19 protein-coding genes are annotated in these 25511 nt (G+C 71.6%); 13 read left to right on the plus strand and 6 right to left on the minus strand.

What is annotated here, in order from left to right:
• Positions 1-5: 5 nt before the first annotated feature.
• Positions 6-602: a cysteine hydrolase family protein gene (locus DFJ67_RS38740; RefSeq protein WP_116074189.1), complete on the plus strand. Its 597-nt coding sequence runs from the start codon at positions 6-8 to the stop codon at positions 600-602.
• Here the strand turns inward: DFJ67_RS38740 and DFJ67_RS38745 are convergent.
• On the minus strand, positions 599-1225 hold the full coding sequence (locus DFJ67_RS38745; protein WP_116074191.1) for a DUF3159 domain-containing protein: 627 nt from the start codon (positions 1223-1225) through the stop codon (positions 599-601). The two genes, DFJ67_RS38740 and DFJ67_RS38745, sit on opposite strands and share 4 nt — an antisense overlap.
• 119 nt (positions 1226-1344) lie before the next feature.
• Between DFJ67_RS38745 and DFJ67_RS38750 the strand changes: the two genes are divergently transcribed.
• The gene (locus tag DFJ67_RS38750; RefSeq protein ID WP_116074193.1) at positions 1345-2328 is read left to right on the plus strand and encodes an LLM class F420-dependent oxidoreductase; all 984 of its coding nucleotides are present in this window, start codon (positions 1345-1347) and stop codon (positions 2326-2328) included.
• A 4-nt stretch (positions 2329-2332) separates the two neighbouring features.
• Positions 2333-3133 (plus strand): SDR family oxidoreductase, encoded by an 801-nt coding sequence (locus DFJ67_RS38755; RefSeq protein ID WP_116074195.1) that lies wholly within the window; start codon positions 2333-2335, stop codon positions 3131-3133.
• A 913-nt stretch (positions 3134-4046) separates the two neighbouring features.
• On the opposite strand, the gene DFJ67_RS38760 is transcribed toward DFJ67_RS38755, so the two are convergent.
• Entirely contained in the window at positions 4047-6035 is a 1989-nt protein-coding gene (locus tag DFJ67_RS38760) for an MFS transporter (protein WP_203783667.1), read from the minus strand.
• A 115-nt stretch (positions 6036-6150) separates the two neighbouring features.
• Between DFJ67_RS38760 and DFJ67_RS38765 the strand changes: the two genes are divergently transcribed.
• Together DFJ67_RS38765 and DFJ67_RS38770 are read left to right on the plus strand one after the other, a co-directional pair.
• Positions 6151-6591 (plus strand): hypothetical protein, encoded by a 441-nt coding sequence (locus DFJ67_RS38765; RefSeq protein WP_116074199.1) that lies wholly within the window; start codon positions 6151-6153, stop codon positions 6589-6591.
• 220 nt (positions 6592-6811) lie between these two features.
• Complete coding sequence (locus DFJ67_RS38770; RefSeq protein ID WP_116074201.1) at positions 6812-7264, plus strand: globin domain-containing protein; 453 nt, start codon at positions 6812-6814, stop codon at positions 7262-7264.
• A gap of 142 nt (positions 7265-7406) precedes the next feature.
• Here the strand turns inward: DFJ67_RS38770 and DFJ67_RS38775 are convergent, their stop codons facing one another.
• Positions 7407-10322 (minus strand): glycoside hydrolase family 48 protein, encoded by a 2916-nt coding sequence (locus DFJ67_RS38775; protein ID WP_409362932.1) that lies wholly within the window; start codon positions 10320-10322, stop codon positions 7407-7409.
• Positions 10323-10502: 180 nt separating this feature from the next.
• Here DFJ67_RS38775 and DFJ67_RS43525 point away from each other — a divergent pair, with 180 nt between their 5' ends.
• The 3 genes from DFJ67_RS43525 to DFJ67_RS38790 all read left to right on the plus strand — a co-directional run bounded on the left by DFJ67_RS43525 (position 10503) and on the right by DFJ67_RS38790 (position 15390).
• Positions 10503-11987, plus strand: a complete 1485-nt coding sequence (locus DFJ67_RS43525) for a GGDEF domain-containing protein (protein ID WP_116074206.1) — start codon at positions 10503-10505, stop codon at positions 11985-11987.
• A gap of 3 nt (positions 11988-11990) precedes the next feature.
• A complete protein-coding gene (locus DFJ67_RS38785) occupies positions 11991-13448 on the plus strand; it encodes a GGDEF domain-containing protein (protein WP_116074208.1) in 1458 nt (485 codons plus the stop codon).
• Between the two features lie 436 nt (positions 13449-13884).
• Positions 13885-15390 (plus strand): GH1 family beta-glucosidase, encoded by a 1506-nt coding sequence (locus DFJ67_RS38790; protein WP_116074210.1) that lies wholly within the window; start codon positions 13885-13887, stop codon positions 15388-15390.
• Here DFJ67_RS38790 and DFJ67_RS38795 read toward each other — a convergent pair.
• From DFJ67_RS38795 to DFJ67_RS38805, 3 genes are all read right to left on the minus strand, one after another.
• A complete protein-coding gene (locus DFJ67_RS38795) occupies positions 15387-15809 on the minus strand; it encodes a roadblock/LC7 domain-containing protein (protein ID WP_116074212.1) in 423 nt (140 codons plus the stop codon). The genes DFJ67_RS38790 and DFJ67_RS38795 overlap by 4 nt on opposite strands.
• A complete protein-coding gene (locus DFJ67_RS38800) occupies positions 15806-18448 on the minus strand; it encodes a sensor histidine kinase (RefSeq protein WP_116074214.1) in 2643 nt (880 codons plus the stop codon). Before DFJ67_RS38800 ends, DFJ67_RS38795 begins: the two co-directional genes overlap by 4 nt.
• A gap of 199 nt (positions 18449-18647) precedes the next feature.
• Positions 18648-19988 (minus strand): FGGY family carbohydrate kinase, encoded by a 1341-nt coding sequence (locus DFJ67_RS38805; protein ID WP_116074216.1) that lies wholly within the window; start codon positions 19986-19988, stop codon positions 18648-18650.
• Between the two features lie 205 nt (positions 19989-20193).
• Between DFJ67_RS38805 and DFJ67_RS38810 the strand changes: the two genes are divergently transcribed.
• The 5 genes from DFJ67_RS38810 to DFJ67_RS38830 all read left to right on the plus strand — a co-directional run bounded on the left by DFJ67_RS38810 (position 20194) and on the right by DFJ67_RS38830 (position 25511).
• Positions 20194-22017 carry an anthranilate synthase family protein gene (locus DFJ67_RS38810; RefSeq protein ID WP_116074218.1) on the plus strand — a complete coding sequence of 608 codons (1824 nt, stop codon included), beginning with the start codon at positions 20194-20196 and terminating at the stop codon, positions 22015-22017.
• A 158-nt stretch (positions 22018-22175) separates the two neighbouring features.
• Positions 22176-22994: an ABC transporter ATP-binding protein gene (locus DFJ67_RS38815; RefSeq protein ID WP_116074220.1), complete on the plus strand. Its 819-nt coding sequence runs from the start codon at positions 22176-22178 to the stop codon at positions 22992-22994.
• On the plus strand, positions 22991-23788 hold the full coding sequence (locus tag DFJ67_RS38820; RefSeq protein WP_116074222.1) for an ABC transporter permease: 798 nt from the start codon (positions 22991-22993) through the stop codon (positions 23786-23788). The genes DFJ67_RS38815 and DFJ67_RS38820 overlap by 4 nt, the downstream gene beginning before the upstream one ends.
• Positions 23746-24897 (plus strand): sensor histidine kinase, encoded by a 1152-nt coding sequence (locus DFJ67_RS38825; RefSeq protein ID WP_116074223.1) that lies wholly within the window; start codon positions 23746-23748, stop codon positions 24895-24897. The genes DFJ67_RS38820 and DFJ67_RS38825 overlap by 43 nt, the downstream gene beginning before the upstream one ends.
• On the plus strand, positions 24894-25511 hold the full coding sequence (locus DFJ67_RS38830) for a response regulator (protein WP_116074224.1): 618 nt from the start codon (positions 24894-24896) through the stop codon (positions 25509-25511). The genes DFJ67_RS38825 and DFJ67_RS38830 overlap by 4 nt, the downstream gene beginning before the upstream one ends.

The raw sequence follows: 25511 nt of genomic DNA on the forward strand, positions 1-25511 counted from the left end.
ACAGCATGCCCGCGCCGACGAACGGTCTCTTCGATCCGAAACGCACCGCGCTGCTGGTGATGGACTACCAGAACGGGATCGTCGGGCGGCTGCCGGAGCCCGAGCCGCTGATCGGCCGGGTCCGCGACGCCATCGCCGACGTGCGGGAACACGAGGGCACCATCGGCTATGTGCGGGTCGCGTTCACTGACGACGACTACTCGACCGTGCCGGCCACCAACGTCACGTTCGCCGCCGCGGCCGAGAGCCGGGCCATGGGCGCCGACGACCCGAGCACCGCGATCGTCGACGCGCTGGCTCCGGAGCAGGGCGACATTGTGGTCCGCAAGGTACGCATCGGTGCCATGTCGACCACCGACCTCGACCAGCGGCTGCGCGCCCGCGGCGTCAACACCGTCGTGCTCGCCGGCGTCAGCACCAGCGGCGTCGTGCTCTCCACGGTGATCGACGCGGCCGACCGCGACTACCGGGTCTACGTACTCTCCGATTGCGTCGCCGACTTTGATCCTGACCTGCACGACCTGCTGCTCAACAAGGTGTTCGGCCGGCGCGCGACCGTGATCGACAGCGCCGAACTGCACAACATGCTGGCGAAGGGCTAGGCGGCGACAGGGTTGCGCAGGCCGGGGTGGTCGGGCGGCAGCGCGCGGCGGACCACCCACCAGCTCACCGCGACGCACGCCGCGACCAGCGGCCAGGTCAGCGCGACGCGGGCCGCGGTCAGCGCGAGCACCTTGTCGGCCGCGTAGAGCGGCAGGAACACGGCCACCCGCACGACATACTGCAAGACCCAGACCGCACTGCCCCAGTTGTACGCGCGCACAAGTGCCGGATCGCGGCGCCACCGGGTCTTCTGGCCGAGCGCCAACCCGACGACCACGCCGAGCAGCGGCCAGCGGATGGCGATGCTGACCAGCCAGGCCAGCGCGCTCACCGCGTTGGACACAAGTTGGAGCAGGAAGAAGTCGGCGGCGTGGCCGGTGCGCAGCACGACCAGCGCGGCCAGGCACACCCCGAACAGGCTGATCACCACGGCCATCGGTCGGTGACCCTGGGAGACCCGCCAGATCGCGACCGCGGCGCCGACGACCAGCGCGGCCACCACACCGGCCAGGTTGGAGCGACCGGACAACGCCCAGCCCAGCCCGAAAGCCAGCGGCGGCAGCGACGCCTCGATCGCACCGCGACGGCCGCCGAGCAGGTCGTTGAGCGACTCCTGGGCCATCGAACCTCCCGCACTACCCGAACCCGCGGTGAGGCTACCCTAACCAGACGATGAGAAACAGCACGCGACCGATGGCCGCGTAACCGGTAGGTTCTTCAGACGTGAGCCACCGTTGGGGAATGACGGTCCCTTTCAGCGGGATCCCGTTGGCCGACCACGGTCGGCTCTACGCCTTGTTGCATGATGCCGGCTTCACCGACCTGTGGACCTCCGAGGTCGCCGGCACCGACGCCTTCACCCCGTTGACCATCGGCGCGATCGCCACGCCCCGGATGCGGCTCGGCACGGCGGTCGCGCCGGTGTTCACCCGCGGCCCGGGCCTGCTGGCGATGACGGCCGGCGCGCTGGCGGAGACCGCGCCGGGCCGGTTCGTGCTGGGCATCGGCGCCTCGTCACCGGTCGTCGTCGGCGACTGGAACGCGGTGCCGTTCACCGAGCCGTTCAAGCGCAGCCACGACATGCTGCGGTTCCTGCGGGCCGCGCTGGCCGGCGAGACGGTCGACCGCGAGTTCGACACGTTCGCGGTCCGCCGCTTCCGCCTCGAACGCCCGCCGGCGACCCCACCGCCGATCCTGCTGGCCGCCCTGCGCCCGGCGATGCTCCGGCTGGCCGCCGCCGAGGCTGACGGCACGATCCTCAACTGGCTGGCCGCCACCGACGTCCCGAAGGTGCTCGCGGCGTTGGGCGACCGCCCGGAAGGCTTCGACATCGCGGCCCGCATCTTCATGTGCCCGACCGACGACGCCGACCACGCCCGCGCCCTCGGCCGCCGGATGATCACGAGCTACCTGACCGTCCCCGCGTACGCCGAGTTCCACCGCTGGCTCGGCAACGCGGACCTGCTGGAGCCGGTCTGGACGGCGTGGGCGGCCGGCGACCGCCGCGGCGCGCTGGCCGCCGTGCCCGACGAACTCGTCGACGCGCTGGTCATCCACGGCACACCACACCAGTGCAAAGAGCAGATCATGGCGTACGTCGAAGCCGGCGTCACCACGCCCATGATGGCCCCGTTGCCCACCCCGGACCTCACCGCCGGCGGGGTCGAGGCACTGATCACGTTGATCGGCGAGCTGGCCGCACCGTCCAGCGTGGAGAGAGGCTGACCGGATGGACCTGGGTGGCAAAGTCGTCGTGATAACCGGCGCGGCCGGCGGCATCGGCGCCGCGATGGCCCGACGCTTCTCCGACGCGGGCGTGGCCGGCATGCTGCTGGCCGACCTCGACGCGCCAGCGGTCGAGTCACTGTCCCGCTCGATCGACGGCGTCCGGACCCGCGCGATCCACTGCGACGTGACCGACCCGGCCCAGGTCGAGGCCCTGGTCGAGGCCGCACACGAGTCGTTCGGCCCGGTCGACCTGTTCTGCTCGAACGCCGGCATCACCACCGGCACAGGCCTCGACACCACCGACGACGCCTGGCAACGGGCCTGGTCGATCAACGTGCACGCACACGTGGTCGCCGCGCGGGCCGTGCTCCCGTCGATGCTCGACCGCGGCGCCGGCTATTTGCTCCAGACGTGTTCGGCGGCCGGCCTGCTGACCGCGGTGGGCGACGCGCCGTATGCGGTGACCAAACACGCGGCGGTCGGCTTCGCCGAGTGGCTGTCAATGACCTACGGCGACCGCGGCATCAAGGTCAGCGCCCTCTGCCCGCAGGGCGTGGCCACCCCGATGCTGGAGCACGGCCTGACGCAGGGTCATGCCGGTGCCCTGGTCACGGCCGCGGCCGGCGAGGTGCTGACCGCGGAGCAGGTCGCGGAGGCGGTGGTTGCCGGTCTGGCTGCGGAGCGCTTCCTGATCCTGCCGCATCCCGAGGTGGCCACCTACCAGCAGCGCAAGGCCGAAGACCCGGACCGCTGGCTCACCTCGATGCGCAAACTGATCACCCGGGTTTCATCGACCGCCTGACCGGTAGTCGCGGCGGTAGCCCGCGGATGCTGACCGACTTCACGGCGAATGTGTTCGCCGACTCGGCGACCAACCGACCGGCGGCCCGGTCAGCTCCTCGTGTAGGCCGCCGATCGGCGCGCAGACCGACTCCACGGCGAACGCGTTCGCCGACTCGGCGACCAACCAATCGGCGGCCCGGTCAACTCCTCGCATAGGCCGTCGATCGGCGCGCTGACCGACTCCACGGCGAACGTGGTCGCCGACTCGGCGATCAACCGACCGGCGGCGCGGTCAGCTCCCCGTGTAGGCCGTCGATCGGCGCGCTAACCCGGTCGTTGCTCCCGGTGTCGCGCCCTGATCGTTGATCGTTTGCGTTCCACCTGTTCGGCGTTGCCGTCCGATCATGATCGTGTGTGCCGGATCAGCATGACACGCCGTCGCTATTGCCGATCCAGCACACATGATCATGCTCAAGAGCGCCCACATTGCTGATGCGACGCACATGATCATGGCTGGTTCGCACAAAGGACCGCGCCCCGCTACGGCTCGTTGCGCTGACCTTGTGACAAAGGGTCGAGAGGGATCCCCGAGGAGCGACCGCGGGCCGAGGTCAGGGCCCCACACCCCAAGCCGACCTCCCGCCAGCCCGGCGCGCCTCGCGCGACGCGCCGCATCGGTCCGGTTCCCGTGGAGATCTAGGAAAAATCTTGCTCCTCTGGCGACCAGAATCTACCTAGATCTCTCTCGACTGACCGGCCTGCGAAGCGCCTGGCCCCTCTTGCTCTGCACCCCTGTAGGCAACATCTAACGGTTAGAGGTGCTGCCTACAGGGGTGCAGAGCAAAGTCTCCGGAGGGCAGAGCGGGTCGGAGCGATGACCTGCGCGAACAAGTGGTTGCATGGAACTGCTTCGCGCCCGGCGAGTAAGCCGATCACCCCCGGCGCGTCCACCGCCGCACCGGCCGGCCGCGGGCCGGGCGGTCGTCGCCGCCTGGCGCATCGTCGGCGCCGCCGGCACTGCCGTTGCCTCCCCCGGCCGTGCTGGTGCCGGTCGTTGCCGGGGGATTAGCCGCGGCGCCGCCGGCACTGCCGTTGCCTGCCCCGGCCGTGCTGGTGTCGGTCGCTGCCGAAGTGATAGCCGCTGCCCCGTCACCGGCTGGCAGCCCCGATGGGGTGCCGGTCGGGCGCGAACCGCGCCCGTTGGTCGGGGACGGGGCAGCGGTGGCTGGGGCGGTGGCGTCTTCGTGGATGTAGACACCGCCGCGGAACAGGGAGACGACCGCGCCGGCCGCGGCCAGAGCGGCCGCCAGGATGAAGACCACCAGCAGGCCGTCGTGGAAGGGGCCGCTCAGCAGGCCCGGCAGGAACGTGCGGTCGGTCAGGTGGGCCAGGGTCGACGGTGGGACCTGGCCGGTCACGCCCGCCTGGTCCAGCAGCGATCCGATCGGGTTGGTGCCCAGGAAGGCCGCGAACATCAGCGACACCGGCGGGACCGCCACCACCGACGACACCGCGGACGCCGGCACGCCCTGGGCGGTCAGACCGCTGTGCAGCGCGGACGGGAGCGACGACGACAGGCCCGCGATCAGCAGCGAGAAGAACAGGCCGATGGACAACACCATGCCGGCGTTCTGGAACGTGGCCCGGATGCCCGAGGCGACGCCTCGCTCCCCCGCCGGCACCGCGTTCATCACCGCCGTCGTGTTCGGGGCCGAGAACAGGCCCGAGCCCGCGCCGTTGAAGAACAGCAGGATCGCGAACAAGGGGTAGCTGAAGTTGACCGGGATCAGCAGTAGGCCGACGAAGGTAAGTGCCATCACCACCAGGCCACCGGTGGCCAACAGCTTCGCGCCGTAGCGGTCCGAGAGGTATCCACTGAGCGGACCGGCCACGATGAAGCCGATGGTCAGTGGGACCAGGTAGATGCCGGCCCAGAGTGGGGTGTCCTCGAAGTCGTAGCCGCGCAGCGGCAGCCAGATGCCCTGTAGCCAGATGATCAGCATGAACTGGAGGCCGCCGCGGGCGATAGCGTTGAACAGCGCGGCCGAGTTGCCTGCCCAGAAGGCCTGGATCTTGAATAGGCGTAGGTGGAACATGGGTTGGGCCACTCGGGTCTCGATGACGCAGAACGCGACCAGCAGCGCCGCGCCCGCGATCAGGCCGCCGAAGACCAAGGGGTTCGCCCAGCCTTCGACGTGGTCGCCGTAAGGCTGGATGCCGTAGGTCAGCGCCGCCAGCAGGACCGTCAGGCCGACCGCCAGCGTGGCATTGCCCCACCAGTCGATCTTCACCCCAGAGCGGCGTACCACCGTCTCGCGCAAGTTCCGGTAGGCCCAGACCGCGCCGATCACGCCGACCAGTGCGCTGACGCCGAAGATCGAGCGCCAGTGCCAGGCCGACAACAGGCCGCCGAGGACCAGGCCGACGAAGCTGCCGGCCAGGCCCGCGACCTGGTTGACGCCCAGGGCCGTGCCGCGTTGCCGGGCCGGGAACGTGTCGGTGATGATCGCGGTCGAGTTGGCCATCAGCATCGCGCCGCCGACGCCCTGCACGATCCGCCAGCCGATCAGCCAGAGCGCGGCCATGCGGCCCGAACCGGGAGTGAGCAGGCACGCGACCGAGGCGAAGGCGAAGACGGCGAAGCCGGCGTTGTAGATCTTCACCCGGCCGAACATGTCGCCCAGCCGCCCTAGTGACACCACCAGTACGGCGGTCACCAGCAGGTAGCCCATCAGCATCCAGAGCAGGTAGCTGACGTTGCCGGGCGCGAGCGGGTCGAGGTGGATGCCGCGGAAGATCGCCGGCAGCGAGATGATCAGGATCGACGCGTTGACCGTCGCCATCAGCATGCCGAGCGTCGTGTTGGACAGCACCGACCACTTGTGCGGGATCCGGCCGCCGGGCCGGGCCTGGATTGCCATCGCACTCCCCACTTCATTAGCTGTACTAAGCATATTCCCCCGGGTATGCCGCTGGCGCGTGAACTGGGTCGCATCCTCGGCGCGTGTTCGGGCGGGACGCGGGTACCCACCCCACATGACCACAAGCAGCGTGATCAGCGGCGCCGCGCGCGGGCTGGTCGCCGCCATGGCGATGTCGGGCCTGCGCCGGGTGACCACGACCCTCGAACTGGTCGCCGACACCCCACCCGAGGCGATCGTGGAAGCCACGCTGCCCGGGATCTTCGACCGGATCCCCGAGGAGCGCCGCCCAGTCATCGTCGAGGCCGTCCACTGGACGTACGGCACGTTGGGTGGTGCTGCCTTCGGACTGCTGCCGAGGAAGGTACGCCGGCGCCCGCTGGCCGGGTTGATCTACGGCGCGCTGTTCTGGACCGCCTTCGAGGTCGGCATCGCGCCGCTCCTCGGGCTGCCGCAGGCCCACCGGTGGAAGCCCGAGGAAGAAGCCGCTCTCCTGGCCGACCATCTGCTCTACGGCGTGGTCGTCGCCGCCTCCGCCTGGCCACATCGGGACTGACCGGGGCGAAAACGAATCGCCAGGTGGCTCGCCGCCAACCGGCCATTGGCGACCTGGCTTACCACAACTGGCCGCATGTTGCAATCGGCAGTTGTCGCTATCTGTGCCATATTCACGTGAGTCTTGTGACGTGCTGTGCTGATCCCTACGCTCTGAGTGACGAAGGCGCCTCAGGAACCCCTCCAGGCGCTCACGGCCCACAAGCCGGGGAGGACCCTAAATGACCGAGGAGACCAGCTCCAGCAATCAGGCCGACGCCAAGCTCCTGCAAGCCAGCCTCGAGGTCGTAGCCGACCGCGCCGACGCGCTCATCGCGTCGTTCTACGAGCGGCTCTTCGCGGAGTATCCCGCCGTCCGGCCCATGTTCCCCGCGGACATGAAGCCGCAGGAGGACAAGCTCCTGGGCGCGATCGTCGCGCTGGTGACCCACTACGAGACCCCCGAAGCGCTGCGCCCGACGCTGCTGGCGCTGGGCGAGAAGCACGCCGGCTGGGGCGTGCAACCCGAGCACTTCACGGCGGTAGCCGGCTGCCTGCTCGCGACGCTGCGCGAGTATGCGGGCGACGCGTTCACGCCGGAGGTCGAGGGTGCGTGGGTGCGGGCCTACACCTGGGCCGCGGGCACGATGATGCAGGGCATGGCCGTAGGCGTGGCCGAGAGCCGCGCGGCCTAGGGCACGAGCACAACAGACGCGAAAGCCCGGGCGGGTGGCCCGGGCTTTCGCGTGCGATAAAGGTGGAGAGGCCGCCACGGGGGAAGCGGCCTCTCCGCGCAGAACGATACTCCGTCCTGCCCCTTATGGATAGCGGGGTCGATCAACCATTCGGGAATAGATGGCCATAGTCGGCGTACGCCATCGCGATGTCGGACTGCGCCCAGAATCGGTGGTAGGTGAAGCTCGGTGCCGCACCACCGTCCAGGTAGGACTGAACCTTGGCCCAGTCCGGGTCCCGCTTGTAGAACGACCGGATGTCGGTGAACGTCTTGCCCGGTGCGATCGCGTCGCCGTTGGGCATGTCACCCGTCCAGCCCGGCGGCAGGTAGAGGCCCTGGCCCGTGCTGGCGTTGTAGACGTCGTCGAACCGGTTGTAGTCCTCGCGGGTCTCGGTCGTGACGACACCACGAGCGTCCCGGTTCGCGTACAACGCGTCGATCAGGCCCTTGGCCCCGGTCTTCGCCGCCGCGTTGCCGGACTTGGCGGCGTAGTACATCAGCGTCCGCGCGTACGCGGCGGCGACGCCCACGTCACGGCCCTTCTTGGTGACCGTCACGTGCAGGCCGGTGTTGGTCGCCGGCGACGAGGGGTTCCAGGTCGTCGGCGCGCCGCTCCAGCTCATGTCGGACGGGATCTCGAAGGCACCGCCGGCGCCGATCGTGGTGTTCGCGAGCGCCCACGGCACCCACTTGTCGAGCAGCGCCTTGGCCTTCGCGTTGCCGGTCGCGTAGTAGAGCTCCGCGATCCGCTCCATCGACCAGGCCTGCATGCCGAACCACTGGTTCGACGGCGGGTCGTGGTAGACGGGGTCGACGTCGTAGTACATGCCGTAGAACGTCGGCGTGCCCGACGGCGGCTGGGCGTAGGAGCCGTCCCAGCTGTTGGTCGCGCCGCCGGCGATGCCGCCCTCGGCCGACTGGAGCCACTGGTAGAACTCGAGTTGCCGGTCGAAGCTCTTCTGCCAGTCGGAGACCGCCGACGCCGAGCGCGGCTTGAGCTCGTTGACGTTGGTCAGCGCCCACGCGGTCATCGGGTTCTGATAGCCGAAGTGGTTGTGGCTGGAGCCGATCCGCCACGACCAGCCCGCGTTCGGGTCGGTCGCGCCGCCCCAGGCGTAATACCAGGAGAGCAGGTAGTGCGCCGAGTCCTTGCCGGAGCCGGCCGGGCAGGTCGACGCGCCGACGCAGTTGCCGATCTTCTTGAAGTACTTGTCGAACATCGCGTAGCGCAGGTAGTCGCCCATCTTCGCGGCCTTGGCCACGGTGGCCGACACGTCGGCGGCCTTGCCCTGCTCGGTCGCCCAGGTCAGCGCCCAGTAGGCGGCCTCGATCGCCCGCGCGTCGGCGTCCGGCGCGTTGGTGTATTTCCACTGCTTCGCCGGCGTGCCGCTGTCCTTGATCGAGATGTCCAGGAAGCCGTTGGGGCCACCGAAGGCGAACGTCTCACACGAGGGCTGCGGCACGGTCTCCCACACCGACTCCTGGGGGCCGCGCTGGAAGGTGTTGATGTAGGCGGGCCGGGTGGTCCCGTCGCCGCACCGGCCGAAGCCGTAGGTGTTGTCGACGTCGATCAGCCAGTGCATGCCGTAGATGTCGCCGGTGCCGTAGGTCGACTGCAACTCGGAGCGCAACGGGTCCTGACCGACCGGCACGTTCGGCTGTAGGGCCGACGGGTACTGGCTGGGCAGGTTGAACTCGGCGGCATACTGCGGAGTCCCGTTGACGCCGGCGGTCGGCTGGTCGTTGTGCGACGGGATGATGTATTTCTCCATCACCGTCCAGGCGTTGTTGAACGGCGCCCAGTTCTCGGTCACCCGCCCGTACTGTGCCTCGAGCCAGATCCAGAAGCTGAACGCCTCCGAGGTGGTCTCGTGACCGTAGTCGGGAGCTTCGACGATCAACGTCTCGATCGAGTGGTACGGGACGCCCTCCGGACTGAAGTAGCCGGAGTTCTTGATCTTCCCGTACTGGTCCAGGAACCGCTCGATGTAGACGTTGTCGCCGGTGCCGCCGTCGTTGTCGATCTCGGTAACGGTGATCGCCACCGGCGCGTACCCGGAGGCGGTCGCGGTGACCGTCGCCGAGCCGCCCACGGTGTCGGTGTCCTCCGCCGCGGTGATCGTCACCGGCACGCCCGTGCTCCAGTTGGAGCTGTTCAGCGTGACGCTGGTCGGGCTGACCGAGACGTCGGTGTCGCCGGTGCGGGCCAGTGCCACCGTGACCGCCGACGAGGGGGCGGCGCTGAGCGTCAACCGGGTCGACGAGGTGCCGCCTTCGGCGACCGAGACCGACGACGGGTTGGCCCGCAGCACCGGCCCGCTGGCCTGGGTGACGGTGAAACTGGCCTCGTCGGTGGCGGTCAGGTTGGCGTTGTCGTAGGCCTTGGCCTGCACGGTGTAGGACCCGGCGGGCAGGTCCTCGAGCGTGTAGCCGTACGGCGACGTGGTGTCGGTGTTGACCAGCATCCCGTTGCGGTAGAACTCGACCTTGCTGACGGTGCCGTCCGGGTCGCCGGCGGTGGCGCTGAGCGCGACGTCGGCCGGCGCCTCGAACGGTCCGGACGGGACGGTCAGATCCACCGTCGGCGGCTGCTGTGCGGGCGTCCCGCCGCAGGTCGTGCCGTTGACGGTGAACGAGGTCGGCTTCGGGTTGCTGCCGCTCCAACTGCCGTTGAAGCCGATGCCGGTCGAGCCACCGGTGGGCAGGCTGCCGTTCCAGGGCATGCTGGCCGCGGTGACCTGGTTGCCGCTCTGGGTCCAGGTGGCCGACCAGCCCTGGGTGACCCGCTGGCTGCCGGGGAACGTGAAGCCGAGGGTCCAGCCGTTGATCGGGTCGCCGAGGTTTTTGATGGTGAGGTTGGCGGTGAAGCCGCCGGGCCAGTCGCTGGTCGCGTAGACCACGTCGCACGCGACGGCCGCTTGGGCGGGACCGGCCGGGATGGCGACCGCCGCGGCGACCAGCGTGCCGGCGGCGAACATCGCCAGGGCGCGTCTGGGCCCTCTGAGGCGAATTTTCATGGAAGCGTTGTCTCCTCGCGAAAAGCAGGGGTGGGCCACGCGTCCTGCCCGGGACGCGTGCGCGAAGGTCGGCTCCCTAGGATCGACAGTCTTGCATGGGAGCGCTCCCGCGAGCAAGCCGGAGTGCACCGCCCGGCGCGAACCGCCTACGCTGCGTGGCCCGCGTGGTTCGATGGGTCGATGGACCGCGTCCTGAGCGGGGTGCTCATCACCTTCGCCGTCGCGGCGCTCCTGATCGGGCTGGGTCCAGACCCGGCGATCACGTCGTGGTCGACGCAGGCGGTGCTCGAGGGCACCTTCGCCTACCTGTCGTGGCGGCTGTGGCGCCGCCCGGGTCAGGATCCGCTCTGCCGGCGGTTCTGGGCCGCCGCCGCCATCGCCGGCACGCTCAAGACCGCCGGCGGGGTCGTGCGCGCGGTCCAGTTCGGCATCGAGCCCGGCCAACCCGACGTCAACCGCACCGCGCCGACGCTGCTGGTCGTGGCCGGCTCCCTGGTGCTGCTGTTCTTCCTGCTGTCCCGACCACCCGACATGATCGGCCGGGAGCGGTTACGCCTGTGGCTCGACGCCACCACCGTGCTGGTGGCGGCCTCGGTCTTCGTCTGGAGCATCACCCTGACCGGCAGCGAGAGCGCCAGCGACGCCGGCGAGCTCGCCTTCACGCTGATCGGCTCGGTGATCATGATTGTGTCGGCGTTCGCGGTCGTCCGGCTGCTGATGACCAAGGAGGCGCCGTTCACCCGCGCCACCGGGGTGATCCTGACCATCGCGATCGCGCTCTTCGGCGTCGAGCACGCGCTCAACCCGCAACTCGCCAACGCCGACTCGCGGGGCAGCTACGTGTTGCGGGTGGTGCCGGCGTTGGTCCTGGTGATCGCGCCGTGCGTCGAGCGGCGATACGGAAAGCTGACCCGCACGGTCGACCCGCCCAGGCGGACGCGGGTGACCGTGCGGCTGCCGTTCCTGGCGGTGGCCGCGGTGCAGATCATGCTGCTGATCCAGTTGCCACTCAGCGGGCTCAACCTGATGAGCTGGGGCACCGTCGTCGGCTCGGCGGTGCTCACCGCCGTGGTCGCCGCGCGGCAGAGCGTGGTGCTGATGGAGAACGACCGGCTGGTGCGGCGCCTGGACGAGAGCGTCGAGGCCCTGGGCCGGCAGGAGGAGAAGCTGCGCCACGCGGCCAACCACGACCATCTCACGGGCCTGGCCAATCGGGCCTTCTTCGACCACCACGCCCAGCACCTGGCCGGCAGCGATGCCGGGCGGGGGCGGGCCGTGCTGCTGCTCGACCTCAACGAGTTCAAGATGGTCAACGACACCTACGGCCACCACGCCGGCGACGACCTGCTCAAGCTCACCGCGACGCGGCTGAGACGCAGCGTGCGACCCGGTGACACGGTGGCCCGGCTGGGCGGCGACGAGTTCAGCGTGCTGCTCGCCGACGCCACGTCCGACGACGCGGTCGCGGCCGCCCACCGCATCCTCGGCGCGCTGGCCCATCCGGTGCGGCTGCACGGCCAGACCCTGCGGCCGTCGGCGAGCGTCGGCATCGCGGCGAGCGGGACCAAGCCGTTCGAGGCGCTGCTGCGCGACGCCGACGAGGCGATGTACGAGGCCAAGCGCCGCAACTCCGGTTTCTACCTGCACCCCGAGTCGGCGGCCTGACGAGTGGATCGCATCCTGGGTGCCGCGCTCCTCGTCTTCGGGGTTGCCGCGATCCTGGTCGCCGTCGCACCCGACCCGGGCGTCACCGCCTGGGTGGCCCAGGCGGTGCTCGAAGTGACCTTCGCGGCCCTGTCCTGGCAGCTCGCCCAGCGGCGGGACCAGGACACCGTCGCGCAGCGGTTCTGGGACGCCGCCGCGGTGGCCGGGCTGATCTTCACGGCCGGTGCGGTGCTGCGCACCGCGATCTCGGCGAATCACCCCGCCACGGTGGGCGGACTCGCGACCGTGCCGACGATCCTGCTCACCGCGGGCGCCGGCGTTTTGTTGGCATTCCTGTTGGCCCGCCCGTGGCGATCCGGCGGCCGCGTGCGGAAGCGGCTCTGGCTCGACATGTCGATCGTGCTGATAGGCGCGGCGTTCGCGGTCTGGATCGTGACGCTGATCGGCCGCGGCGACGCGCACCGACCGGGTCAGCTGGTCTGGACGATGACTGGCGCCGCGATCCTGCTGGTGGCCGCGCTGGCACTGGTGCGCTTCATCTATGCCCGGTCGGCGCCGGTGCGCCGGCTCGCCGGGCTGACGCTGATCATGGCGATCGTGCTCTTCGGCATCGGCCACGTGGTCAACGCGCAGCTCCAGAACGTGCCGGACGTCCGCGCGGTGCTGGTGGGCCGGATGGTTCCGGCGCTGCTGCTGGTGGCCGGGGCGCGGTTCGAACAGCTCCGCAACCCGGCTCCCCGGGACCGCACCCATCGGGCCATGGCCGGGCTGCCGTTTGTAGCGGTGGCGGCGCCACAGGTCGTGCTGATCGTCGAGCTGGCGACCAGCGGGCTGACCCAGCGCGCCTGGGGTGCACTGGCCGGCACGGTGATCGTGACGGGGCTGGTGATGGCCCGGCAGCACCTGGTGTTCATGGAGAACGCGCGCCTGGTGCGCGGGCTCGACGAGACCGTCGCCGAGCTGGGCCGGCAGGAAGCGCGCCTGCGCTACGCGGCCCGCCACGACCACCTGACCGGGTTGCCCAACCGGGCGGCGTTCGATGAGTGGGCCAAGAGCCTCGGCGCTCGCGACAGCCAGGGCCGCGCCGTGCTCCTGCTCGACCTCAACGAGTTCAAGACGGTCAACGACACCTACGGCCACCACGCCGGCGACGACCTGCTCAAGGTCGTCGCGAACCGGCTCCAGCGCTGCGTGCGGCCCGACGATCTGGTCGCCCGGCTGGGCGGCGACGAGTTCAGCGTGTTGCTGGCCAACGCCTCGACGGCGGACGCGGTGGCCGCCGCACACCGGATCATGGGTGAAGTGGCCAAGCGGGCGCGGATCGCCGGCCGGACGTTGCGGCCATCGGCCAGCGTCGGGATCGCGGCCAGCCCCGACAAGCCATTCGAGACCCTGCTGCGCGACGCGGACGAGGCGATGTATGAGGCCAAGCGCCGGAACTCGGGCTTTCACCTGGCGTAAACCGAAAGTTTCGATCATGTCCGGGGGGTTTCCGACCCGCGCGCCGACAGCTACAGTCTGACCAACGTCGATGGGAGCGCTTCCATTGATGAACGTCAGAGTAGGCCGGCGACGGGCCAGCCCGGACTCCGTCGCCGGTCTCCGCTCTCCCCCCTCGAGAGGAGGTGGAACCACCGCCACTCGCGTGGCCCGGCTCCCGCGCGACACGCACTCTGGTGCCAACCGCCGTGCGTGTATGTAACTGAGGTTGGGGGTGGGGTTGCCCTCCCCGCCCCCAACGCTAGCCCTCGATTGTTACGGGCATGAATCGGTCGACAGGACAGGCGGCGACGCCCAACCGGTCGGCCGTCTGTTTTGCACGCCACTTCCAGAACAAAGAGTTCGGCTGTACGATCTTGGGAGCGCTCCCAGATCCCACCCCGAGGAGACCTGCGACATGACCGTGCTGACCCGACGGCGCCTGCTGCGCCGGGCCGCGCTCTCGGCCACCGCCGCGACCGCCGCACGAGCGTCCCTGTCGGCAGCAGCGAGACCGGCCGCCGCGTCCGCCATCTCAGCGGCGTCCCTGCTCGCCGCCGCCTGCGACCCGGACTCACCCGACGCCGATCCGAACCCGGAACGCCGGCTCGGGCTGCGCTTCCCGGACGGCTTCCGCTGGGGCGCCGCGACGTCCGCGTACCAGATAGAAGGTGCCGCCAAGGAAGACGGCCGCGGCGCGTCCATCTGGGACACGTTCAGTCACACGCCCGGCCGCACCCGCAACGGCGACACCGGCGACGTCGCGGCCGACCACTACCACCGCTGGGCCAGCGACCTCGACCTGATGAAGGACCTGGGCCTGCGCACCTACCGGTTCAGCATCTCCTGGCCGCGGGTGCAGGCCGACGGCACCGGCAAGGCCAACCAGCGCGGGCTCGACTTCTACCGCCGGCTGGTCGACGGCCTGCGGGACCGCGACATCGAGCCGATGGCGACGCTGTTCCACTGGGACCTGCCGCAGGCGCTGCAAGACCTCGGCGGCTGGGAGAACCGTGACGTCGCCTACCGGTTCGCCGACTACGCCGCGGCGGTGTTCGAGGCCCTCGGTGCCGCGGTGCCCGACTGGCTGACCATCAACGAGCCGAAGACCGTGGTGCAGAACGGCTACCTCGGCGGCCACCACGCGCCGGGGCTGCGCGACCCGTCCGCCGCCTACCTGGTCGCGCACCACCTGCAACTCGCGCACGGGCTCGCGGTCCAGGCGCTGCGGTCAACCACCGACGCGCGGATCGGGCCGGCGCTCAACCTGCACCCCTGCTACCCGGTCGACGACAGCGCCGAGACCGCCACCGCGACCCGGCTCTACGACGGCTACGAGAACCGCCTCTACCTCGACTCGATCTTCAAGGGCGCCTACCCGCAGGACGTGCTCGACGACCTCGGGCCGGAGAGCCGGATGGTGCGCGGCATCCGCGACGGTGACCTCGACATCATCTCGGCGCCGGTCGACCTGCTCGCCGTGCAGTACTACACGCCCTACTACGTCACCGGCGGCGGCGACACCGAAGTGCGCTGGCCGACCTCGGAGGCGAGTTGGCAGCAGATCTTCCCGGACGGGCTCTTCGACATGCTGACCCGGATCACCCGCGACTACGGCCGGGTCCCGCTGACCATCACGGAGAACGGCCTGCCCTGCCCGGACGAGTTGGGCTCCGACGGCGCGGTCGACGACCCGGGCCGGGTCGAGTTCCTGCGCGACCACTTCGCGGCGGCACACCGCGCGATCGAGGCCGGCGTGCCGCTGGAGAGCTACCACGTGTGGTCACTGATGGACAACTTCGAATGGGCCGAGGGGTACGAGCAGCGCTGGGGACTGGTCTACGTGGACTACCCGACGCAGCGCCGCATCCCCAAGCGCAGCGCCCGCTGGTATGAAGGGGTAATCCGCGAGAACACCGTCTAACGCGGGAGTGCCTGCTGGAGTTCGGCCCGCAGTGCCGGGGTGAGCATCTCCCCGGCCTGCTTGGCCAGCCGCGCCATCTCGTAGCCGACCACACCGATGTCGGCGTCGGAACCGGCGAGGGTGGCCAGGATCGAGCCGTCGCGGATGTGCATCACCAGGAAATAGCCGCGGCCCATCTCGACGACCGTCTGCTTCACGTAGTCGTTGTCGAACATCTGGGCCGCGCCGCTGGTGATGCTCATGACGCCCGAGGTGACGGCGGCCAGCTTGTCGGCGTGGTCTCGCGGCAGGTGGTCGGATACCGCGATCAGCAGGCCGTCGGAGGACACCACGATCGCGTGCGAGACGCCCGGGACCCGCTGGGCGAAGCCGCTGACCAGCCAGCTCAGGTCGCGTGCCTCGCGGCTGAGCGTCGTCATCGTTGCTCCCGTTCTCCGCGCCACTGCGGCGCGCTCGTCTGGTCGTGCGGATCCTCGGCCTCGGCGCGCCGGACGCCGCCGTAGAACCGGTTGAGGAGGCTGCTCACCGCGTCGGGGTCGGCGTCGACGCGGGGAGCGGCAACCGGCGCGGCACCGTTGCCGCCCGGGAGCTGAGCCATCGGGACCCGCAGGGGCAGGCCGGCAGGGCCCACTCCCCCGGTCACCGGTGTCGCGGGCGGGGCGCCCACGGTTGCCGCGACGGGCGCCGGCGCGCCCGTGCTGGTGAACCAGGAAACCTCGCCGTCGGGGACGGCCGGCGGGGGGACAGCCGGCGCCGGCACGGCGGGTGCCGGCACCGCCGGCGCGGGCACACCCGAGGCCGGTGCCGGGTAGGGCCGGGCCGGGCTGGGCTCGATCGGCAGCGGGATCGCCGGTGCGGCGACCGCGGGCACGCCGACCACGGGCGCGGCGACGGCCGGCATGCCGGCGCCCGGCGTGGACATCGTGAGGGCGCCGACCGCGGCGCCTGGCATCAGCGGACCACCGGCCCGCGGCGCCGGCTGGAGCGACGGCGCCGCGCCCGAGACCGCCGCGACCGCGGCCAGCATCGGCCGGGCCGGCCGGTAGGGCAGCTCGGCGTGCTCGTGCGCGAGGAGGTTTGCCGGCAACCGGACCAGGGCGATCACGCCCCCGCTGCGGCCGGACCGCAACTCGACCCGGATGCCGTGCCGGGCCGCGAGGTGGCTGACCACGAACAGGCCCATCCGCTCCGACGCCGCGACGTCGGCCGTCGGCGGCGCGGCGAGCGTGTCGTTGGCCTCCCGCAGGCCCGCCTCCGACATGCCCAGACCGTCGTCGGCGATCTCGATGACCGTTCCGACCCGGGCGCCGCCGTGCGCGAACACGTGCACCGTGGTCGTCGGCGGCGAGAACACGGTGGCGTTCTCCAGCAGTTCGGCCAGCAGGTGCACCAGGTCGCCGACGGCGTGCCCGAGCACGTACACCGGGTCGATCGCGTCGTGCCGGACCCGCGGGTAGGACTCGATCTCGGCGACCGCGGCGAGCACGACGGCGGGCAGCGCGACCGGGTCGCTCCACCGCCGCGACGACTCGATGCCCGCGAGCACCAGCAGGCTGTCGTCGTTGCGGCGCATGCGGGCCGCGAGATGGTCGAGCTTGAAGAGGTTGTCGAGCTGCTCCGGGTCGCTCTCCTCGCGCTCCAGCTCGTCGAGCAGCTCGAGCTGCCGCTCGACCAGCACCTGGCTGCGCCGCGCCAGGTTGACGAACATCGCGTTGACGGTGCGCCGCATGGTGGCCTGCTCGACGCCGACCGCGATGGCGCTGTGGTGCACGGCGACGAACGCCTCGGCCACCTCGCCGATCTCGTCGATCGACCGGACCGGCGTGGGCCAGACGTCGATCCGGGGCACGGTGGGGCCCATCGCCCGCAACCGTTCGAGCGCGTCGGGCAGCTGCACCTGGGCGACCTGGAGGGCGTGCGTGCGCAGGGTGCGCAGCGAGCGCGCGATCGACCGGCCGACCACGATCGACGTCAGCACCGCGATCACCAGGACCAGCAGGATGCCGCCGGCGACCAGCAGGCTGTCGCGCAGCTGGGTGTTGCTGCGGTCGCGGGCGGCCCGGTCGGCGTCGGCCGCGACCCGCTGCTCCACCTTGCGCAGTTGCTCGGCCCGGTTCTGGCTGGCCGCCCACCATTCCTCGGCGCCCAGCACCTGTGGCGCCCGAGCTGTGCCGAAGGTCTGCTCCTCGAGCCGGGTGGCCTCGACGAACTGCGGCAGGGCGGAGGTGTCGTCGTAGAGCGTGACCTGATCGGGCGTGGCCGCGAGCCGGAAGTCGGCCAGCGCCGCGAGCTGTTGGGCGCGCAGGTCGGAGAGGGTCACCAGGTCGTCGGGGCCGTAGCCGCCGGCCACCGCCGCGGCGAAGATCCGGGCCCGGACCTTGGAGCCCAGCTCCTTGACCCGGGCGAGCTGCACCGAGCGCAGCACCGCCTGGGAGAGCTCGGGATGGTCGGCGCCCGGCGACGGCTCGGCCAGCAGCGTGAGCAACGCGTCGACCAGCCGGGTGTAGGTGTCGAACACGGTCTGCGGCGTCGCGCTGCCGGTGGCCGCGGTGCGCAGCGTCGGCAACTGGTCGATCAGCTCGACCGTGCGGCCGTAGGCGACCTGCCAGGAGACATCGCCGCCGACGGTGGGGTCGGCCGCGGCGCGGAACTTCGTCGCGGCGGCGTCGACAGCGTCTTCATAGGGGCGCAGCACGTTGGTGAGCCGGCCGAAGTCGGGACGGCCGGTCGCGTCGCCCGGTGCGGCCAACTCGCCGGCGGTGCGGTCACGCTCCTGCTGGACGGCGTCGACGAGGCCGCCGATCTCGTCGGCGACGCCCACTTCGGCGGAGAACTGGCCCAGCGTGTTGGCCTGGGTGAACAGGGCGCGCGCCTGGAAGCCGGCGAGCAGCAGGAACGCCAGCGACGGGACGATGAGGACGGCGGTCAGCTTGGTGCGGATGCGCCAGTCGCGCAGGCGGTAGCGGTTGTTCCGGCGATGCGGCGACACCCGCACATCGCCCTGCGGCCGGCGATGGTGCGGCACGGCGCCGTTCGGCTGCCCGGTCGCTCCTGCCACCCATTCCTCCTAGTCGCCCCGGCGCCGGCCACACCGGGAAACCCGTTCATCCAACCAGGCGTGGCAGCGCCGCGCACGCGGGCAACCGCCCAGTGTGGTCACGCTGAACGCGAGGTGGAGGGAGCAGCCGCCCGTCCGGCGCAGGTGCCTCGTCCGTCCGGTTGAGCCATCCTCGCAGAGTGATCGTGGCGCGGTCGAGTCACCCGGGAGTCTGGTCCGCCCGGCCGAGGGCGACCAGCGCGGCGCCGGAGCAGCCCACCTCCGGGTCGTCGACGTGTGCCACCTCGCGCGGCGCGAGGGTCGACTCGAACGCCCGCCGCCACCACGGTGAGGCGGCGATCGCGCCACCCCCGAGGGTGACCGCGACCGGGTGGTCGACGGTGGACTCGATGACCTGGAGGTCGGCGTGCACCATCGTGCAGACGCCTTCCATCAGCCCGGCGAACATCTCGACCGCGGTGGTGCCGAAGCCGAGGTGGCGCAGCTCGCCGGAGCCGGCCGGAGCCGTGCCCGGTGGCCGGTCGCCGCCCAGCCGCGGGTCGGCGCGTACCCCGGAAAAGGGTGTGATGCCCGCGAGCTTCTGCTCGAGCTCGGGCCCATCCGGCAGCCGCAGCTCGCGCCGGGCCCAGGCGAAGAGGTTGCCGCCGGCCGAGTAGGCGGCCCCGGTCACCACCCGGTGGTCGTCGACCCGGTAGCGCCAGAGCCGGTGCGGCAGCGGCGGCAGGGCGGCGCCGCGCGGCGCGGGCTGGACCAGGCGGACCGCGGCCGAGGTGCCGACGGTGACCGCGGCCCGGCTCTCGTCGACACAGCCCGAACCGATGTTGGACGCCGCGCCGTCGCCGATCGCCGGTGACCAGAGCGCGCCGGCGAGCTGCGGCCAGCGGCGGGCGTATTCGGCGCAGAGCCGGCCCTGCCAGCCGAGCGGGGCCAACTCCGGCAGGTGGCTGGTGGAAACGCCGGCGATGTCGAGCGCCTCGGGGTCCCACTCCATCGTCGCCAGGTCGAGCATCCCGGTGCCGGAGGCCTGCGACACCGACATCGGCGCCGCGCCGAGCAACTCGGTGAGGATGTATTCGACCAGGCCGGTGTAGCGGGCCGGGGCCAGCCCGGAGCCGCGCAGCCAGGGCAGCTTGACGGTCCAGTAGAACCGGTGCCACCAGGCCCCGGTGCGCTGGTGGAAGGCCTCCGGGTCGAGCGGGCCGGTGGCGCCGTCGGGTGGCGCCGGCCGGGTGTCGAGCCAGGTGATCACCGGGCTGAGCGGGCGGCCGGCGGCGTCGATCGGCAGCACCGAGTGCCACTGTGCCGAAGCGGCGACCAGGCCGATGTCGTCGAGGTGGCCGGCCTTGGCCAGCTCGTCGATGCAGGCGATCAGGGCGGCCAGGTATTCGTCGGCGTCCAGCGTCGCGGTGCCGCTGTCGTCGGCGGCGATCGACAGGTCGAACCCGCGCCGGGCCAGCGCCTCCGGGCGGGCCCGAACCCGGTCGTCGAAGACCATCGCGCGCACCGAAGAGGTGCCCAGGTCAAGGGCTAGAACGTTCATCGCCCGCCACGGTACCCCGCGCGGCCTCTTCCGAACCCGGCGCGCAGCGGGTAGCTTCCTGGCCATGCACGCGCGATTGAGCATGTGGTGGCCCGCCGACCCGGCGGCCCACTTCCGCGCGTAACCATCGACGCGGCCGCCCTCGAGGCGGCCCGCTCATCCGGTTTCCGCTCGACGGCACCCGCCCAGAGCCCGAGGAAACCGCATGCTGCTCGATCTTTCCGCCCCGTTCGCCCTGATCCGCCGCGAGGGCGCCGACCACGTCGACGTCTACGCCGGGCCGGTCCGGTCCGTCGCCACGCTCGCCGAGCTCCCGATCCCGGCGCTGGCCGTGGTGCCCTACCGGCAGGTCGCCGAGCGCGGCTTCGACGCCGTCGACGACGGCGTACCCCTGGAGTTCCTGTCGATCGAGACGCACGACCGCGTGCCGCTGGCGGACGCCGTCGCGGCCCTGCCGGACGCGCCGGTCCGCACCCGAGGCCCCCGTGGCTTCGACGTCAGCGACGACGACTACGCGGCGACCGTGTCCCGGGTGCTCGCCGACGAGATCGGCCGCGGGGAGGGCGCCAACTTCGTGATCCACCGCGCGCACACCGCCCAGGTCGACGGCTCCCCGGTGGCCGCGGCGCTGGCCGCCTACCGCCGGCTGCTGCTCGACGAGCGGGGCGCCTACTGGACGTTCGTCGTGCACACCGGCGCGCGGACGATTGTCGGCGCCTCGCCGGAGCGGCACGTCTCGGTCGAGGACGGGCTGGTGATGATGAACCCGATCTCCGGGACCCACCGGCACGGCTCGGGCGTCGACCTGTTGGAGTTCCTCGCCGACCCGAAGGAGATCGACGAGCTCTACATGGTGCTCGACGAGGAGCTCAAGATGATGGCCACCGTCGCGGAGACCGGCGGCCAGGTGGTCGGGCCCTATCTCAAGGAGATGGCGCATCTCACGCATACCGAGTATCTGCTCGCCGGCCGGTGCACCCGCGACGTGCGCGACGTGCTGCGCGAGACGATGTTCGCGCCGACCGTGACCGGGAGCCCGATCGAGAACGCGTGCCGGGTGATCGCCCGGCACGAGCGGCGCGGCCGGCGCTACTACGCCGGGGTGCTGGCGCTGCTCGGGCACGACGCCGAGGGGCGGCAGACGCTGGACGCGCCGATCCTGATCCGCGCGGCGGAGATCACCGCCGACGGCGCGCTGCGGGTGCCGGTCGGCGCGACCCTGGTGCGGCACTCCACCACCGCCGGCGAGGTCGCCGAGACGCACGCCAAGGCGGCCGGGATCCTCAGCGCGCTCGGCCTGGTGCCCGGCTCGGGCGACCGGCCCAAGCCGGTCTCCCGCGTCGACGACGAGCGGGTGCTGGCCGCCCTGGCCGCCCGCAACGACCACCTCGCGCGCTTCTGGCTCGACGCCCGCCCGGCACCCGATGCCCTGGTCGTGCCGGCGCTGGCCGGCCGCCGGGTGGTGGTGGTCGACGCGGAGGACACCTTCACCGGCATGCTCGCCCACCAACTGCGCGCGCTCGGCCTGCGGGTGTCGGTGCTCCCCTGGACCGCGCCGGCCTGGGGCGACGCCGACCTGGTGATCGCCGGTCCCGGCCCCGGCGACCCGACCGACCCGGCCTCGCCGAAGATGGCGGCGATGCGGGCCGTGGCCACCGCGCGGCTGGTCGACGGCCGCCCGCTGCTGGGCGTCTGCCTCGGCCACCAGATCCTCTCGTCGGTGCTCGGGCTCGGGATGCACCGGCGGCGCTCGCCCTACCAGGGTGTGCAGAAGGAGATCGACCTGTTCGGCACCCCGGCCCGGGTGGGTTTCTACTCGACGTTCACGCCGACCGCGCCGGCCGACGCACTGTCCACTCCCTACGGCCCGGTCGAGGTGGCCCGCTCCACGGACGGCGCGGTGCACGCCTTGCGCGGCCCACGCTTCGCCGGCGTGCAGTTCCATCCGGAGTCGGTGCTCAGCGAAGACGGTCTCGCGGCGCTGACCGCGCTGCTGCTGCACGTGCTGGCACCGGTCGCGTCCGCATAAACCCGGGCGTCCGGGGTACGCCTTACGGCACCGGTGGGTCGGGCGGGTCCGAGAGCCCCCGCCTGGCCCACCGGCTCGCCTGTCCGTCGACCGGTTGACAGCCCCGGTCCGTCGCCCGGTCGTCCCGCGCGACCCGCCGCGCGGCGAACCATCAAGACATGACAGACGACGCGGTACGGGTACGAGGGCTGCGCAAGTCCTATCGCGACACGACGGCGGTCGACGGGCTCGACCTGGACATCGCGCACGGTGAGGTGCGGGCCCTGCTCGGGCCCAACGGCGCCGGCAAGACCACCACGGTGGAGATCCTGGAAGGGCACCGGTCGCGCGACGGCGGCTCGGTCTCGGTGCTCGGCGTCGACCCGGCGCGCGCCGGCATCGCCTGGCGGCGGGAGATCGGGATCGTGCTTCAGGAGACCGCCGACGCCGCCGAGTTGACCGTGGCCGAGACGATCCGGCACGTCGCCCGCTACTTCCCGCGGCCGCGGTCGCTCGACGAGACCCTTGACCTGGTCGGGCTCGCCGAGAAACGCGACAGCCGGGTGCGGCGCCTCTCCGGCGGGCAGCGGCGGCGGCTCGACGTCGCGCTCGGCATCGTCGGCCGGCCCCGGCTGCTGTTCCTCGACGAGCCGACGACCGGCTTCGACCCGGTCGCGCGGCGGCAGTTCTGGTCGACGGTGCGCGGGCTGGACACCACGATCCTGCTCACCACCCACTATCTCGACGAGGCGGCGGCGCTGGCCGACCGGGTCACCGTGATCGACGCCGGCCGGGTGCTCGCCGAGGGCGATCCGGCCACGCTCGGCGCGCGCGACCTCGCCACGGTCACCTGGCGCGACGGCCGGGAACGGACCGCCGACCCGGCGGCGCTGGTCGCCCGGCTCACCGCGGTCTACAGCGGTGCCGTGCCGGGACTGGAGATCACCCGGCCGTCGCTGGAAGACGTCTACCTCGACCTGATCGGAGCCGACCGATGAGCACCCTGGCCCTCGGCGCGGCCCGGGCCGGCGTCGAACTGCGCCAGTTCTGGCGGGAGCGCGACGCCGTGGTGTTCACCTTCGCGCTGCCGGCGGTGCTGCTCACGCTGCTCGGCTCGCTGTTCAGCGGCGTCTACGACGGCAGTACGGTGACCCCCGCCCAATACCTGGTGCCCAGCATGATCGCGGCCGGGGTGGCGTCGACGACGTTCGTCAACCTCGGCATCGGGATCGCGACCGACCGCGACGACGGCACGCTCAAGCGCCTCCGCGGGCTGCCGATGCCGCCGCTGGCGTACCTCATCGGAAAGATCCTGTTGGTCGTGGCCGTGACCTTGGCCGAGGTCCTGGTGCTGGTCGCGATCGGTGTCGGGCTGTTCTCCGTCGACCTGCCGCGGGATCCGGCGCGCTGGCTGACGTTCGGCTGGGTGTTCCTGCTCGGCACGGTCGCCTGCGCGCTGCTCGGGGTCGTCGCCAGCACGCTCGCGCGCTCGTCGCGCAGCGCGGCCGCGGTGCTGAACCTGCCCTACGTCGTGCTGTGTTTCGTCTCCGGCATCTACTTCTCGCCGGTCGGCGCGCTGCCGCACTGGGTGATCCAGGGCGGCTCGCTCTTTCCGCTCAAGTGGATGGCGCAGGGCTTCCGCTCGGCGTTCCTGCCGGACACGATCCTTCCCTACGAGGTCGTGCCGTCGTGGGAGCATGGGCGCACCGCTCTCGTGCTCGCCGCCTGGTGCATCGGAGGACTGGTGCTATGCCTGACCACGTTCCGCTGGCGCGGCCGGCAGACGCGCTGAGCTCGGCGTGGGTGACCCGGTTCCACTGGTTCGACGCCTACTACGCGGTCGTCGGGCTCGGCGTGATCGCGTTCGTGCTGCGCAGCGCGCAATCTCGGTCCGCCGGGCTCGGCGCCGCCGGCCTCCTGGTCGCGATCGCGCTCCTCTACGTGCTGATCGGCCGGCGGTTCATGCGCGACGAGGAGACCGGCTGGCGGGGCGTGACCTACCTGGTCCTGACGTTCGCCTGCTACGCGGCGGCGGTCTGGTTGGTCAGCGGGGCCTCGTTCGCGCTGTTCGCCCTCTGTCCACAGTGCTTCATGGTGCTGCCGTCCCCCGCCGCCGTTCTTCCCACGATCGCGTTCACCGGCGCACACCTGGTGGTCTTCTGGATCCGTGACGGTGACCTGTCGATCCTGCTCGGCGACCTGCTGCCGACCGCGGTGGTGATCGTAGTCATGTCGACGATCTTCGGCACCTGGTCGCAGCGAATCCTCGAGCAGAGCCAGGAGCGGGCCGAGCTGATCCGCGCGCTCGACGCGTCCCGCGCGGAGGTCGCCCGGCTCAGCACGCTCGCCGAGCGGCAGCGGCTGGCCGGCGACATCCACGACACCATCGCGCAGGGCCTGTCCAGCGTGGTGCTGCTGATCCAGGCGGCCCGGGCCGAGCCCGACCCGGCGCGCGCCGACGGGCACCTGACGCTGGCGCTCGACACGGCGCGCGACAACCTCGACGAGGCCCGTGCGCTGGTCGCGGCCCTGACGCCGGCGCTGCTCGACGGCCGCTCGCTGGTCGACGCGATCCGCCGCCTGGCACCGTCGACCGCGGTCCGCGGCACCGTCCGTCCATTGTCGACCGGTGTCGACGTGGTGTTGTTGCGGGCCGCGCAGGAGGCGCTGACCAACGCGCGCAAGCACGCCGCCGCGGCGGGCGACGTGTTGCTCGACTACGGTGCCGCGGCCGTCACCCTGTCGGTGTGCGACGCCGGTCCCGGCTTCGACCCGGCGGCCGTCCCGGCCGGTTACGGGCTGGCCGGCATGCGCGCGCGGGTCGCCCAGGTCGGTGGCACGCTGACGGTGACCTCCGCGCCGGGTGCCGGCACGTCGGTGCGGGTCGAGGTGCCGGCATGATCACGGTGCTGCTGGTCGACGACCATCCGGTGGTCCGGGCGGGCGTGCGCGGCCTGCTGGCCGGCGAACCCGACCTCGCCGTGGTCGGCGAGGCCGCGTCCGGGCCCGAGGCGCTGACGGCCGCCCGGGCGTTGCGCCCGTCGGTGGTGCTGATGGACCTGCGGCTGCCCGGGCTCGACGGGGTCGGTGCGACGGCCCGCATCCTGGACGAACTGCCGGCCACCCGCGTCGTCGTGCTGACCACCTATGAGACCGACGGCGACATCCTGCGCGCCGTCGAGGCCGGTGCGGCCGGCTACCTGCTGAAGGACGCCTCCCGCGCCGACCTGCTGGCCGCGGTGCGGGCGGCGGCCCGCGGCGAGACGGTGCTGAGCCCGTCGGTGGCGACCCGGTTGCTGCACCGGGTGCGGCAGCCGCGGCTCGCCGGCCTGTCCGCCCGGGAGGCCGAGGTGCTGCGGCTGGTCGCCCGTGGGCTGTCCAACGCCGAGATCGCGACGTCGCTGCACATCAGCGAGGCGACGGTGAAGACCCATCTGTTGCGTACGTTCGCGAAGCTGGGCGTCAACGACCGCACGGCTGCCGTCACGACAGCGATGGCGGCCGATCTGTTGTGA

It is taken from the genome of Asanoa ferruginea (assembly GCF_003387075.1).
Taxonomy (GTDB): Bacteria; Actinomycetota; Actinomycetes; order Mycobacteriales; family Micromonosporaceae; genus Asanoa; species Asanoa ferruginea.

Excerpts from the sequence above, each read along its gene's own strand:
- DFJ67_RS38740 (WP_116074189.1), top strand. The coding sequence starts at position 6 with ATGCCCGCGCCGACGAACGGTCTCTTCGATCCGAAACGCACCGCGCTG.
- DFJ67_RS38745 (WP_116074191.1), bottom strand. The coding sequence starts at position 1,225 with ATGGCCCAGGAGTCGCTCAACGACCTGCTCGGCGGCCGTCGCGGTGCG.
- DFJ67_RS38750 (WP_116074193.1), top strand. The coding sequence starts at position 1,345 with ATGACGGTCCCTTTCAGCGGGATCCCGTTGGCCGACCACGGTCGGCTC.
- DFJ67_RS38755 (WP_116074195.1), top strand. The coding sequence starts at position 2,333 with ATGGACCTGGGTGGCAAAGTCGTCGTGATAACCGGCGCGGCCGGCGGC.
- DFJ67_RS38760 (WP_203783667.1), bottom strand. The coding sequence starts at position 6,035 with ATGGCAATCCAGGCCCGGCCCGGCGGCCGGATCCCGCACAAGTGGTCG.
- DFJ67_RS38765 (WP_116074199.1), top strand. The coding sequence starts at position 6,151 with ATGACCACAAGCAGCGTGATCAGCGGCGCCGCGCGCGGGCTGGTCGCC.
- DFJ67_RS38770 (WP_116074201.1), top strand. The coding sequence starts at position 6,812 with ATGACCGAGGAGACCAGCTCCAGCAATCAGGCCGACGCCAAGCTCCTG.
- DFJ67_RS38775 (WP_409362932.1), bottom strand. The coding sequence starts at position 10,322 with ATGAAAATTCGCCTCAGAGGGCCCAGACGCGCCCTGGCGATGTTCGCC.
- DFJ67_RS43525 (WP_116074206.1), top strand. The coding sequence starts at position 10,503 with ATGGACCGCGTCCTGAGCGGGGTGCTCATCACCTTCGCCGTCGCGGCG.
- DFJ67_RS38790 (WP_116074210.1), top strand. The coding sequence starts at position 13,885 with ATGACCGTGCTGACCCGACGGCGCCTGCTGCGCCGGGCCGCGCTCTCG.
- DFJ67_RS38795 (WP_116074212.1), bottom strand. The coding sequence starts at position 15,809 with ATGACGACGCTCAGCCGCGAGGCACGCGACCTGAGCTGGCTGGTCAGC.
- DFJ67_RS38805 (WP_116074216.1), bottom strand. The coding sequence starts at position 19,988 with ATGAACGTTCTAGCCCTTGACCTGGGCACCTCTTCGGTGCGCGCGATG.
- DFJ67_RS38810 (WP_116074218.1), top strand. The coding sequence starts at position 20,194 with ATGCTGCTCGATCTTTCCGCCCCGTTCGCCCTGATCCGCCGCGAGGGC.
- DFJ67_RS38815 (WP_116074220.1), top strand. The coding sequence starts at position 22,176 with ATGACAGACGACGCGGTACGGGTACGAGGGCTGCGCAAGTCCTATCGC.
- DFJ67_RS38820 (WP_116074222.1), top strand. The coding sequence starts at position 22,991 with ATGAGCACCCTGGCCCTCGGCGCGGCCCGGGCCGGCGTCGAACTGCGC.
- DFJ67_RS38825 (WP_116074223.1), top strand. The coding sequence starts at position 23,746 with ATGCCTGACCACGTTCCGCTGGCGCGGCCGGCAGACGCGCTGAGCTCG.
- DFJ67_RS38830 (WP_116074224.1), top strand. The coding sequence starts at position 24,894 with ATGATCACGGTGCTGCTGGTCGACGACCATCCGGTGGTCCGGGCGGGC.